This window comes from Photobacterium sp. DA100 (assembly GCF_029223585.1).
Taxonomy (GTDB): Bacteria; Pseudomonadota; Gammaproteobacteria; order Enterobacterales; family Vibrionaceae; genus Photobacterium.
The window spans coordinates 1317089-1330108 of record NZ_CP119424.1 but is presented as its reverse complement, the minus strand read 5'-3'; the positions used below and the strand labels follow the sequence as shown (position 1 = coordinate 1330108).

The window sequence follows — 13020 nt, the reverse complement described above, 5'->3', positions numbered from 1 at the left end:
CTGACATATCAGACTATTTGAACTTGGCTTTTTCCAGGCGCTTATACCACAGGGCGAAGCCTGTGGTATCTCAATAAAGCCCCTTTATTTTGTCACGCTGCTTGTTGGTGAACAGGAATAGAGCGCTAGAGCTCAGGGGTAAGTCAGTCTGGGCTCAACCAGTGCCGCCAGGCCGTTGATTGACTTCCTGAAGTCAACGAACTCCCGGTAGAGGTAAATAGCCGGAGGGTGCACTATAAGCCTTTCATGATGACAAGGCACCAATAAGCTCAGCGACATACGAAACCGGTGTTCCTTAGGGAGTACTCAGTTCAATATCATTGACGCTGAGTGTCATGTTGGATGCAATAGGCTTGGCGACTTGGTAATGGGTGGTCTGTTCAACCACTTCTGCGCGGATAAAGCCACCTTGCTGGTTGCCACCGTCGCATTCCAACAGGCGCCGTTTCGCAAAGAACGTTAGGTGATGATGTCATGCCGGCGGCAAAATTCCCTCTGGGTCAGAGAGCTGTTTTCAAATTGCCGAAAGATCGCCAACCATTCCTGGTCGCTACGTCGCTGGTGGGCCATGATTTTGTCTTCTATAAGTGAAAACCAAATCATAAGTCTCGAGATAGCTTAATAGAATGCGGGGTTTATGGGGCGCTCACGATTGTAGTGGGGTCTTACCTGACAATAAAAAAGCCCCCGAACTAATATACTTAGGGGCTTCGAACTAACTGGTCAATCGTCTAGGTGTTATCGAAGACTTACTTCACCATCTTTCACATGCTCTACATCGTCCATAATGAATGATGTGTAGTACTCTTTTTCAGGTGAGTAAACACGGAAGTAGAAGAAATAGCCTGCGCCCTCATTAGTTTGAATCCAGTTTTTCTCCATACCTTCTGGCTTATTTGGAGAAAGAATTATGTCTACTGAACCATCACTGTTTCTTTCAAAGTCACCATATGAGTCAATGGAAGCGACACCCGTTTTATTTTTAAGTATAGAGCGGGTTGCTGAATCATATAACGTTACACTCCAAAAGCGTCCTGCAGGTACTTTCGCTGGAACAGGTACACGATATGTATTCGCTCCGTCGTATCGCTTGCCGTCATTATCCACGGTACCAGCAAAATATTTAGAACCTTTGCCAACCCATTCTGCAACCATTGCATGAGAGGCGGTAATGGCTTGATAAGTATACTGTGCTCGGCGGTCGACCTCTATGTACTTATCATTTTCCCAAACGGTAGCATCTTTACCTAGGAAGACATTTTCGTACTTTCTACCCTCCCATTTAGTAATATCTTCATCTTTACTCGCATAGGCTATGGTATTAACCATTGAACGACCCATTACTTCAGCTTTGTCTAAGATTTTTTGTAGGCGAGCATCTGGTGCTACTCGTTTTTCTCCTACTGGGATACCTAAAGTGTATAGTTTACCTTGTAGCATCTTGTCTTGAACTCGACCAGGCTCTTTTTCCCAACCACGAGCTAACTGGTCAAAGTAACCGTTAGTTTCTGTGTAGCACCAATCGTCTGCACCCTCGCCTAAATCAACAATATTTGGCTTGTTATTTTTTCCTGCGTTGGCAAGTTCGTAACCATTAATCTTACGTAATAGATCACGAGCACCTTCTTCAGTCTGGTTTGGTGTAACAAATCCACGAGCCATCCATACAATCTTGTCGGTATCACTTTGAATAACCTGATAGCCTTCAGGGATATCACCTTCGTAACCCGGAGGCAATATCAGATACTTACCACCTTTACCTTGATTCGGACCAACTAAGCCGATAGGTGTTAATTCTTGTTGCCAAGCATTATTGATTAAACCAGCCATGATGCCAGCAGGAATTTCTAACACTACTGGCTTCCCGTTAAGGAAGAAGGCGTTAGCTCCATAAATAGTGGTTTCATTACCCGTGAAAATACAAGTCGAAGCGTCTAACATTTTAGTAAAGACGGGGGTGTCGGTTACCTTACCTGCACCAATCTTGACAAGACCTTCATACCAACCTTGATAAGCTACAAATGGAACAGTATCAATGTAGGCTTGTACTGCGCGTTGATAGTCTAACTCGTCATATAGCTTTTGCGCGGTTTCGTCTGTTGGGAAACCATTGTAGTACTCGAGCTTGCCAATCGATGTGTCAACCTGATGTGAACCTCTGGCCCAATCGTGGTTATTATTCGCGGCTGTAGCGCTGAATGCAACAGCACTAACTGCTACTGCACATGCTAATTTGTTAAAAAAACTCATATTAATGCCTTAAAATGTTTTGAGGGTTGGGAGATTAGTAATCTATTAATAGACGGATAATTTTAAATATTTCACGTAATAAATTGTTAGATAAATATAGCCGCAGCGGTTATGATTTATAAGGACAATCGAATGTGAAAATTTGTCATCATTGGCTAATGTTGCTTCAGTTGACTGTTAAAGAGAATCCATAATGAAAAGCGCTAAATCGGATGTAAATTTAAATTTACTAAAAGTATTTAACGAACTTTATAAGTCCAGAAACGCTAAATCGACGGCTAAGAAGCTGGGCATAACACGTACTGCAGTCAGTAAGTCTTTAAGTCGATTAAGGGACGAGTTAGACGACCCACTTTTTGTTCGTGTGAGCAATGAGTTTGTCCCAACAAGTAGAGCGATAGCCATTGGTGAAACGCTAGATGCTAAACTAAACGATTTATACTCATTGTGTCTTTTGCCAGAAGAGTTTGATCCTAAAAAAGCTAATGAGAAGATCAATATTGCAGTTACACCAACATTATTTGAGCAAATTGGTGGTGAGTTATTATTAGAGTTAAGCAAGGAACTGCCATTAGTTCGATTTAATCTAACTAATTGGGATGAGAATACAAGCGAAAAAATTGAAAAAGGGGACATTCAAATTGGTATTAATTTGGTACCAGATGGGGGAAGTGCCTCACACCAGTTTGGCGACCTTTTTACTACCAATAAAAGCCTTCGAGAAACCAGAATAGTGTCAATTCCGCTGGCTATAGTTGTTAGAAAAGATCATCGACTGGCGGATAGTGAGGTTAGAAACGAAGACCTTAACGGTGAGCAAGTCGCTGGACTAATTATCCCAGAACTAAATCGTTATCAAGCGCTGTTTCAACAAACGTATCAACGTTTAGGGATTGATATGAGATTACGAGCAGAGAGTAACCTGAGTTTATATCATTTAGTCAGCAAATCTAACCTTGTAATGATTACATTGTTGACAAATAAACGACAATTACCTCAAGAGTTGACTTTGAAATCAATGAGAAATATTAAACCTCTGCCAATAGACAAATTCTGCATAAGTTCTTTTCATCACACACAGAATCATCAGTCCCCACTTTACCAATGGTTAATTAGTAAAGTGGGAGAAATTATTTCTGGGGTGGTGCAGGGTCAAGATTAAGCGCCCGGCCCTGACAATTTCTTTCGCACTTGCGTTGCTGTGTCATGTAATGTGTCAAAGGACAAGACAGGTATCTTGTATTTTTTGGAAATAGTGGAAAGTGTATCCAATTGAGCAACTATGTCGTCAGCAAATTTTGATAGTACGACGGGTTCTTGCGTGGAGAGCTCCACTTGGAGTTGCCCATCACTCAAAATCATCTGGTCCAATGGGGGAGGGGTTCTTTCCAAATGGTCAACTATATGAAACAGTATCAACTCACTGTGTTGTCGCAGCTTTCTGATATATTCGGTTGTTTTATTATCCCAGCCGCGACCGTCTGATATAAGAATGACCAAAGTGTCATGATTTACTACACGAGACAGCCTTTCAAAGGCTCTGTTAATAGATTCAGAATGTGATACGGATGTGCTTCCTTGCTTAAGTTGCTGATTTTTTTTAACTAGTTCAGAAAGAACTTTTACCACCTGTTGACTACTTCGCTGAGGTTTAAAATAAACCGTTTCTTCATCGTTAAAAATGATGGCGCCAAGTCTATCAGTAGATTCGATTACTTTCCAAGATGCTAGTGATGCAGCCTCTGCAGCAATGACGGATTTCATTTTCTTTTCGCTACCAAAAAACATGGACAGCCTTTGGTCTACGAGCAAAATCACATTGCGCTCACGTTCCTCGGTGAACACTTTTACATGAGGTTTTTTTGTGCGAAGAGTCACTTTCCAGTCCATTGTGCGAATATCATCGCCTATATGGTATTGACGCATTTCTTCAAAGTTTAAGCCTCGACCTCTTAAACGAGAGGCATTTATTCCAGTCAACACGCTATCGACCGGTTGTTCAGGAAAAAATGAAAAGCCAGTCGCTTTATACTTTAAACGTTTTAGTAAATCGACGTTTGTGTATATATTTGGAAAGAGATCACTTGGGATATTTTTCATAAGCGTTTATGCAACGGCAACATGTTTAATGATTTCGTCAATCACCTGATCCGAGCTTACTCCATCAGATAATGCATCATAGCTCAGGGCGATTCTGTGTCTTAGAACAGCATGTACTACATGTTGTACATCAAGTGGGTCAACAAAGTCTTTGTTATTTAACCAGGCATAAGCTCGAGCACATTTGTCTAACGCAATACTAGCTCTTGGGCTCGCTCCAGTCGCGATCCATGTGGATAACATTGAGTCTTCGAATGCTTGCGGTTTTCTGGTCGCAACAATAATGCTCGCGATATACTTTATAATCGCATCACTGCAATGGATTTTTTTTACTTGCTCTCGTGCATCAAAAATCACATCCGTACTGATTGGCTCAGATACTTCTACAGAGTTGCTATCTTCTTTTTGCATTAATTTGATAATGTCAATTTCGGCATCTAATCCTGGATAATCTAGTGAGATTTTCATTAAGAATCTATCCATCTGTGCCTCTGGTAATGGATAAGTGCCTTCTTGTTCAATAGGATTTTGAGTTGCCAGTACCATAAATAATTCAGGTAAACGATGCGTTTGACCTGCCACGGTTACTTGCCTTTCTTCCATCGCTTCAAGTAATGCTGCTTGTACCTTTGCTGGAGAGCGGTTTATTTCATCCGCAAGTAGGAAGTTATTAAATACTGGGCCAGGTTGAAATGTTAGAGTTGCTTTACCGTTTACTTCTTGATAAACCTCTGTGCCAGTAATATCAGTGGGAAGCAGATCTGGTGTAAATTGTACACGACCTAATTGGACACTTAATGCCTTTGATAAGGCTTTTATTGAGCGTGTTTTTGCTGTGCCAGGTAAACCTTCTAACAATACGTTACCGTTTGTTAATAAAGCGATAATAAGTGTGTCGGCCATATGAATCTGGTTAATTACAGAGACCATCAAGCGTTTTTTTAAATCAAGCACTTGCTCTAAAGTTGTGTTCATTTACTAGTCCACAAAGAATGAAATAGAGAAATAGTTTTAGAACCTACTACGTAATAGGATTTAAATCATTATTCAACTCTATATCCGTGTTCAATGATGATGCTTGATTTCTTCAATAATGAGGATCATGCTACACACTATGAAAAGACTCTAACCCAATAGCAGAAGCAAGAACTTGAAAAACGGCATGATAAGACTCGTGACGGTCGAGTTCGCGACCGTATAAAAGCGGTATTTCTTGCATCTGAAGGTTGGAGTACCTCCATGATTTCACAGGCTCTGCCAATCCATGAAACGACAGTTCTTCGTCACTTCAAAGACTATGAATAATCTGAAAAACTGATACCTGAAAATGGTGGGTCATCGGGATACTTATCTGTAACTCAAACTATGGCTCTTATTGAGCTGTAGCATGATCCTCATTATTGAAGAAATCAAGCATCATCATCGATCGCGGGTATATGTATAGTAAGTTAGTGCCCATTCATGCTTCATCCTGTTGTCTGATTTTTCAACATTTTTTTACTCATTTTACTGAAGAGCGCTATTTTGGCTGAAGATAATCAATTTTTAGACTCAAAGGCATGGGGCAACCCTGAATTAAAAGGCCTCATTGAGGTATCACCACCCCAAGAAATTAGTTGGTGGCCACAAACATCCGGTTGGCTCGCCGTTTTGCTGATAGTTACGCTTTTAGTGTTTATGTTTCTACTAAAAGCCTTTAAAAACTATCAGCGAAATGCATATCGTAGAAAGGCCATCTTGGAGTTAGAGAACCTTAAAGAAAACCCAAACACATACGTGTTACTGCCTCAATTGCTGAAGCGAGTGGCGCTTTATGCATACTCAAGAGAGGACGTTGGCTCTTTGGTCGGTGAAAACTGGGAGGTTTGGTTAGATAATGAATGCAACATATGTGCCTTTTCGACGGAATACAAAGGTATGCTGAATCAATTGGCCCATGGTGATAGGCAAAGTCTAGAGAAGAGTAAATTTAACGAACTAGCCCGACAAGTGAAGCTTTGGATAAATACTCATGAGGGGGAAAAATGATAGAGTTAGCTTACCCTTGGGCACTTTTTGCTTTGTTCTTGCCTATTGCCGTATATTTTCTTTTTTCGACTTATAAAGAGCAAAAAGACGCGATACAAGTTCCTTTTTTCCAAAAGGTGATTTTTTCAACTGTCAAAACACCAAGTACCGGGGCAGTAAAATTACGACGAAGCAATTTACAACGGGTATTATTGTTCCTTGGCTGGTGCAGTTTGGTCGTAGCCGTTGCAAAACCTGAATTGATTGGGGAGCCGATTGAACAAAAAAATGCAGCCAAGGAAATAATGGTTGCACTTGATCTTTCAGGTTCAATGTCAGAACAAGATTTTTGTGACCTAAATAAACAACCTATAGATCGCTTGACAGCATCAAAGCAAGTACTTGCAGAGTTTGCTCAGCAACGTGAGAACGATAGATTAGGTTTAATATTGTTTGGTGATGCCGCCTACCTTCAAGCCCCATTTACTCAGGATATTGACACTTGGTTATCGTTGTTAAACCAGTCTGCTTTAGGTGTCGCTGGTTGGCAAACGGCTATCGGTGATGCGATAGGATTGTCTGTAAGTGCTTTTGAACAGAATAAAATAAAAGATCGTGTACTCATATTGTTAACTGATGGGCATGATACTGGCTCTAAAATGCCCCCAATTAAAGCTGCAGAAGTGGCCAAAAAATTTGACATTAAAATTTATACTATCGCGATGGGTGACCCGAATGGCAAAGGAGAATACAAATTAGACGTCGATACTCTCCTCAAAATATCTGAGATAACTGGTGGCGAAAGCTTCCAAGCATACAATAGAGAGGAGCTAAATAATGTATACAATCGAATTAATACGCTCGAAAAGCAGGAGTATGAAACGTTGAGTTTTCGACCTAAAACGAGTCTGCATTACGTGCCTCTTGCTTTATATATTGTTTTGAACTTTATTGCTCTTTTACCATCGTTTTATAGAAGAACGAAAGTAGTTATTTCAAGTGCCCGCAATCAGCGTCGTGTCTTACAGAGGGAAGAATAATATGTGGCCTGACTGGATTGTGAATTTTCATTTCTTAAGACCGCTTTGGTTACTATTTTTGGTTCCAAGCCTCTTTATTTATTGGTTAGTTGCTCGGGAAGCAACACATTTAACGCAGTGGAAAAAAGTCATGTCGCCTCAAATTATTGAGCAATTGACGATTAAAGGGAATCGATTACAGTATTTGTCGCCAAGACTTTTGTTGCTACCGTTCTTGATACTATCAACCATTGTCCTCGCTGGCCCTAGTTGGTATCAGCAGCCTTCGCCCTTTATCAAAGATGACGCTGTTTTGATAATCGCCTTAGACTTGTCGCAAACGATGAATAGCGAAGACATACAGCCAAGTCGGCTAACACGCGCAAAGCAGAAAATAATCCAATTATTGGAGCGACGTGGGGATACTAACACCGCTCTGATTGTGTATTCAGGCAGTGCGCACATAGCAATGCCAGTAACTGATGATAGAAGGATGATTGAACATTTTTTGGGTACGTTAACCCCTAGGATTATGCCAGAAAAAGGTAAAAACCCTGCCGCGGTTGTACCATTGGTTGATAGCTTAATCACTAGCAATGATATTCAATCTACGATTCTATTAATTACCGACAAATCGAACCCACAAGCGAGCCAAGCATTTAAGCAAAAGAATACTGAAAACCCTAGCAACCTAGTTATCTGGGGGTTTAACGCCATTGATGAGGGGGCTACAACAGCGATGGAGTCTATGGCTAGCGAAAATTCTGGTGAGTTCGTTGCTTTTGCCCCAAGAGGAGAAGATGTTGAGAAGGTTGATGATGCCATTCGCTCACAAATAAAAAACGCCGCAGATAACGCACTTCCTTGGTACGATTCTGGATATTTATTACTACTAATAATAATGATAATTCAACTGTTTTGGTTTAGAAAAGGTTGGACAATTAAATGGTAATTAAAATTCAACAGCGTTTTAAATACATAGTCGCTTCATTAACTATCGTTATTGTTGCGGTCTGGGGATACCTCAACCCCCAAGCATTTATAAACCTATGGTTGACGCCCGATCAGCAAGGTGCATTGCTGTTTAGTAATCAAGATTATGACTTAGCGGCTGACAAGTTTACCGATGCTCGCTGGAAAGCATATAGTTTATATGCCATTGAAGAGTTTGAGCTTGCCGGACAACTTTGGGAATATGCTGGCAGCAAAAAAGATATGTTTGCTCGGGCTAATGCTTTCGCGCACAATGGTGAATATTTTGGTGCTCAGAAGATTTATACCGAACTATTGGAGTTTGATCCTGAAAATCAAGACTTCATCACCAATTTGGAAATCGTCAGTGCATTAGCACAACAAACTAAAAGTGATAAAAGTAAACCTAACAAAAACGATTCTTTGGCTATGGATGATGAGCAGTCTAATCCAGAGCCAGAATCTGAAGAAGAAAAGCAACTAGGCATTCCTGTAACAATACCAACTGATGAAATGTGGTTGGAGCAAGTTAAAGTTAACCCTTCTTTTTTTTTACAGAAGAAGTTTGCTTTAGAGAAAAAGCTTAGGAATTCTGTTGCGGAAAAGGTGGAATAGTGAAAAAAATTAGCTTGTATACAGTCCTGTTATTCCTAGCTACTATACTAGCGCCAACTGTTATTGCGCAAACATTGGATGAGGCGATAGCAGCGAATGATATTAGTGTGTCGATAACTCGCGTAAACCAAGAAGGTTCTATAATTCCATTTGAGCCCGTTGTTTTCGAGCTCGAAATCGAGTCAGCTATTAAGCTGTCTAAAGATACTTCTATCGTTTATCAAACATTTGACAATGCCGTCACGATTGAACCACCCCCTATTAAACTCAAGCATAAAGATGCTCAAACGTTTACATACCAACAGACGTTAACAGTTTATCCTTTAAAGGCGGGAAAACTGGCGTTACCGAGTAGTACAGTCAAGTTGATAGCAAAGGAAACGGAAAATACTCAGGAAGATAAAACTACGATACAGACTAAATCATTCACTATTGACGTGGTTAAGCAACAAGAGTTAGCTGCTGACGATTTTTATGTTGTTACTGAGCATATGGAAGTGAAAGACAACTTTTCGAGCGAACTGGTCAAAGAGTTTCAAGTGGGTGATGCGATTGAGCGTTCTATATATATTATTGCGCAAGATGCACCAACTATGTTAATGCCGACAATAGAAATTAACGCAATCCCTGGTATTGAGATACTTCAAACATCTCCTAAAGTTGAAGAAATCTATCGCCCGAGGGAAAGGGTAAACCAAACTCATAAAGAAGTGGTGATAACTTATATGCTTGACAACGATGGTACCTATACATTACCTGAGTTGTCGTTTGTTTGGTGGGATACATCTACCAATAAGAGGCAAGTTATTGAGCTTAAAGAGCGTACAATTCAAGTAGGTGAAGTTGTCAATACACTAAATCAAGATGAAGTTGGTGGTAATGTATTCGTATCGATTAAAAATGACTGGGCAACCTTGCTAACAATATTCGCTGCATTATGTCTGGCTTTCATAGTTGTTGTTATCTATGTGAAAAATCATAAGCGGTGGGTCACACGATATCGAAACTCAATTCATGTAAAGGTGAGGTATAGAAAACAATCTTATCTAAAACAGATTAATGAAAAAAACTACAAATCTGCAATCAATGACTTATTGGCGTTATCACATCTATTAGGTGTTTATAATGTTAGACAAGCGATCAGCTCTAATAGAGAAGGCAAAGAACTGCTCGATGAATTGGTTGAAATTGCCTATTCAGAGAATAATGAAAAACAATTTACCACCAATCAAGCGGATACACTGTTTAGAATTGTAAGCTCGCTTAACATGGGTAATCATTCGAAGGTATCTAAAGATTTTACAATAGAACTCAACGATGTTATCGAGTAATAACACCTAGGCTTGTGCTGAAAATTCAAAGTGAAAACAGGCATCAAACTCTAAGTCGGATTCAACTGTATGTATGGAATCAGTTTTGAGGCTGACAAACCGTGATAAGTTTTTACTGATGAGTTTCTTAGAATTTGTTTTATCATACAAAAACAACCATACCTAGAGTAAACTTACTCAAGCATTGTACACTTTATAAGCCATTTCAAGATATGGTTGTTTTTTATTTCAAGGTAAGATTTCGTAAAATCAATTTACGGTTGTTTTTGCAAGTTGTTGAATAACTTTGGAGTTATTCTTTACCGAAGACGTTGTTTTCCTGCTCTTGCACGCGGATGAAGGTTGTGCGCTTGGTCAGCTCTTTCAGCTTAGCGGCACCGACGTAAGTACAGGTCGAGCGTACGCCACCCATGATGTCCTGGATAGTGTTCTCAACCGGGCCACGGAATGGCAGAAGAACTGTTTTGCCTTCTGCAGCACGGTATTTGGCCACGCCGCCAGAGTGCTTGTCCATCGCGCTCTGCGAAGACATGCCGTAGAACTTCATGAAAGTCTTGCCGTCTTGCTCGATGATTTCACCGTTGCTCTCTTCGTGGCCAGCCAGCATACCGCCAAGCATCACGAAGTCGGCACCGCCACCGAAGGCTTTGGCAACGTCACCAGCACAGGCACAGCCACCGTCACCGATGATACGGCCGCCTAGGCCGTGGGCAGCATCGGCACACTCGATGATGGCAGAAAGCTGAGGGTAGCCTACACCGGTCTTAACACGGGTAGTACATACAGAGCCAGGGCCGATACCGACTTTAACGATGTCAGCACCCGCAAGGATAAGTTCTTCAACCATGTCACCAGTAACGACGTTACCAGCACTGATAACCTTGTTAGGGAACTCAGCACGGACTTTTTGCACGTACTCAACCAGGTGCTCGGAGTAGCCGTTGGCGATATCGATACAGATGAAGATAAGGTCTTCAGACAGTTCCATGATGTCTTTGGTTTTCTGGAAGTCTGCTTCAGACGTACCGGTAGAAACCATAGCATTGTTCAGTACGCTAGCGTCGTTGTTGTTAACGAACTCAGCCCAGTCAGCCACGGTGTAGTGCTTGTGAACCGCAGTCATAACGCCGTGCTTGGCAAGGGCAGCGGTCATTTCGAAGCTACCGACGGAGTCCATGTTAGCAGCAATAATTGGTACCCCAGACCATTGACGACCGCTATGCTTGAATGTAAAATCGCGGGTTAATTCAACTTGAGAACGGCTTTTTAGGGTTGAACGTTTTGGACGAAACAGTACATCTTTAAAGCCCAGTTTCAAGTCTTGTTCGATACGCATTGGTCATTCCTTATCTTATCGAATGTAGCATCATGGCTTTGAGGCTATTGGCAGATAGCATTGAGATTCACCATGTTGCAGGCACAAAAAAACCGGAGCGTTGGCAGACGCTCCGGTTTTCAGCATTATAGGCAGAGAAAGTTTTTTAACAAGTCTAATAATGTAAATTTTTTTGTGTTACCTTTACGAAGATAGCACCTCGACTGCTGCTTACTATCTTCGCAATTCCTTCCTTTTTGCCTCTAGTGCTCTGATTTTAAATTAGAAACCTTCAAGTACGATTTTGCCGAGCGCTCTCTGTGACTCTAAGAGCTCATGCGCTTTCTTCAAATTATCCGCACAAATCTTACCGCCTTGATGGGCAATTGTTGATTTTATGCCCCCCTTATCGACCATTTTTGCAACATTGTTGAGTAGGTGATGCTGCTCAATCATGTCTTCAGTGCCAAATAGTGAGCGGGTGTACATGAATTCCCAATGCAGTGAAATGCTTTTACGCTTGAGCTGCAAGATGTCAAACGACGCCGGATCATCAATCAGGCCGAATTTGCCTTGCGGTTTGATTGATTCGACAATTTCGCTAAGGTGATCATCAGAGTTGGTCAGGCTTACGATATAGTCCACTTCGCCCAGCTCCAGCTCGGCCAATTGCTTGCTCAGTGATTCTCGGTGATTGATAACATGATCAGCTCCTAGCTCTTTAAGCCATGATTGGGTCTCAGGACGTGAAGCGGTACCGATAACCGTCAGGTTAGTCAATTTCTTCGCCAATTGAACCATAATCGATCCTACACCGCCGGCTGCACCGATGATCAGTAATTTTTTATTGCTGTCCTTTTCAACCTGTAAGCGGTCAAATAGCATTTCCCACGCAGTGATGGTTGTCAGAGGTAAGGCAGCTGCTTGGGCAAAGTCAAGGCTTGCTGGCATGTGACCGACGATTTTCTCATCCACCAGTTGGTACTCAGCGTTGGAGCCTGAGCGGGTCAAATCGCCAGCGTACCAGACTTTATCGCCAGGTTTGAATAGGGTAACCTCCGGGCCGACAGATTTGACGATGCCGGCGGCATCCCAGCCAAGTATTTTGTACTGACCTGGTTCCGGGGCTGCACGCATGCGTACCTTGGTATCAACCGGGTTAACCGAGATGGCTTTGACTTCGACCAGAATATCGCTACCTGTAGCAACGGGCTCTGGCAAGGTGATATCCACCAGAGACTGTGGTTCAGAAACGGGTAGTGATTGTTGATAGCCGACTGCTTTCATGATCTTCTCCTTCGACTGCCCTTACAAAAGGGTAGGTGTTTTCTTAACTCTATGGTCGAAGTTTATTTGACAATTAAATTTTGAAAAACCAGTATTGACTTAATTTACTTTCAAATAGATTTTG

11 protein-coding genes and 3 pseudogenes are annotated in these 13020 nt (G+C 41.5%); 7 read left to right on the top strand and 7 right to left on the bottom strand.

The features are described from left to right. Positions 1-295: 295 nt before the first annotated feature. Together PTW35_RS23790 and PTW35_RS23785 are read right to left on the bottom strand one after the other, a co-directional pair. A pseudogene (locus tag PTW35_RS23790) lies at positions 296-570 on the bottom strand (IS66 family insertion sequence element accessory protein TnpB). A 168-nt stretch (positions 571-738) separates the two neighbouring features. Next, positions 739-2250 (bottom strand): DUF1214 domain-containing protein, encoded by a 1512-nt coding sequence (locus PTW35_RS23785; RefSeq protein ID WP_281027749.1) that lies wholly within the window; start codon positions 2248-2250, stop codon positions 739-741. A 193-nt stretch (positions 2251-2443) separates the two neighbouring features. On the opposite strand from PTW35_RS23785, the gene PTW35_RS23780 reads away from it, so the two are divergent. Next, positions 2444-3412 carry a LysR family transcriptional regulator gene (locus tag PTW35_RS23780; protein WP_281027748.1) on the top strand — a complete coding sequence of 323 codons (969 nt, stop codon included), beginning with the start codon at positions 2444-2446 and terminating at the stop codon, positions 3410-3412. Here the strand turns inward: PTW35_RS23780 and PTW35_RS23775 are convergent. Together PTW35_RS23775 and PTW35_RS23770 are read right to left on the bottom strand one after the other, a co-directional pair. Then, the gene (locus PTW35_RS23775; protein ID WP_281027747.1) at positions 3409-4350 is read right to left on the bottom strand and encodes a DUF58 domain-containing protein; all 942 of its coding nucleotides are present in this window, start codon (positions 4348-4350) and stop codon (positions 3409-3411) included. The genes PTW35_RS23780 and PTW35_RS23775 overlap by 4 nt on opposite strands. 6 nt (positions 4351-4356) lie before the next feature. Then, positions 4357-5325 (bottom strand): MoxR family ATPase, encoded by a 969-nt coding sequence (locus PTW35_RS23770; RefSeq protein ID WP_281027746.1) that lies wholly within the window; start codon positions 5323-5325, stop codon positions 4357-4359. A 222-nt stretch (positions 5326-5547) separates the two neighbouring features. On the opposite strand from PTW35_RS23770, the pseudogene PTW35_RS23765 reads away from it, so the two are divergent. From PTW35_RS23765 to PTW35_RS23740, 6 genes and pseudogenes are all read left to right on the top strand, one after another. After that, positions 5548-5652 (top strand): annotated as a pseudogene (locus PTW35_RS23765) (IS630 family transposase); the annotation flags it as partial. Positions 5653-5874: 222 nt separating this feature from the next. Continuing rightward, complete coding sequence (locus PTW35_RS23760; RefSeq protein WP_281027745.1) at positions 5875-6378, top strand: DUF4381 domain-containing protein; 504 nt, start codon at positions 5875-5877, stop codon at positions 6376-6378. Further along, a complete protein-coding gene (locus PTW35_RS23755; protein ID WP_281027744.1) occupies positions 6375-7397 on the top strand; it encodes a VWA domain-containing protein in 1023 nt (340 codons plus the stop codon). The genes PTW35_RS23760 and PTW35_RS23755 overlap by 4 nt, the downstream gene beginning before the upstream one ends. 1 nt (position 7398) lies before the next feature. Continuing rightward, positions 7399-8328 carry a VWA domain-containing protein gene (locus tag PTW35_RS23750; protein ID WP_281027743.1) on the top strand — a complete coding sequence of 310 codons (930 nt, stop codon included), beginning with the start codon at positions 7399-7401 and terminating at the stop codon, positions 8326-8328. Next, positions 8322-8963 (top strand): hypothetical protein, encoded by a 642-nt coding sequence (locus PTW35_RS23745; RefSeq protein ID WP_281027742.1) that lies wholly within the window; start codon positions 8322-8324, stop codon positions 8961-8963. Before PTW35_RS23750 ends, PTW35_RS23745 begins: the two co-directional genes overlap by 7 nt. Beyond that, a complete protein-coding gene (locus tag PTW35_RS23740; protein ID WP_281027741.1) occupies positions 8963-10294 on the top strand; it encodes a hypothetical protein in 1332 nt (443 codons plus the stop codon). Before PTW35_RS23745 ends, PTW35_RS23740 begins: the two co-directional genes overlap by 1 nt. A gap of 15 nt (positions 10295-10309) precedes the next feature. On the opposite strand, the pseudogene PTW35_RS23735 reads toward PTW35_RS23740, so the two are convergent. The 3 genes and pseudogenes from PTW35_RS23735 to PTW35_RS23725 form a co-directional block, all read right to left on the bottom strand. After that, a pseudogene (locus PTW35_RS23735) lies at positions 10310-10440 on the bottom strand (heteromeric transposase endonuclease subunit TnsA); the annotation flags it as partial. Positions 10441-10586: 146 nt separating this feature from the next. After that, complete coding sequence (locus PTW35_RS23730) at positions 10587-11630, bottom strand: GMP reductase (protein WP_281027734.1); 1044 nt, start codon at positions 11628-11630, stop codon at positions 10587-10589. Positions 11631-11891: 261 nt separating this feature from the next. Beyond that, positions 11892-12896, bottom strand: a complete 1005-nt coding sequence (locus tag PTW35_RS23725; protein ID WP_281027740.1) for a zinc-binding alcohol dehydrogenase family protein — start codon at positions 12894-12896, stop codon at positions 11892-11894. Positions 12897-13020: the final 124 nt, after the last annotated feature.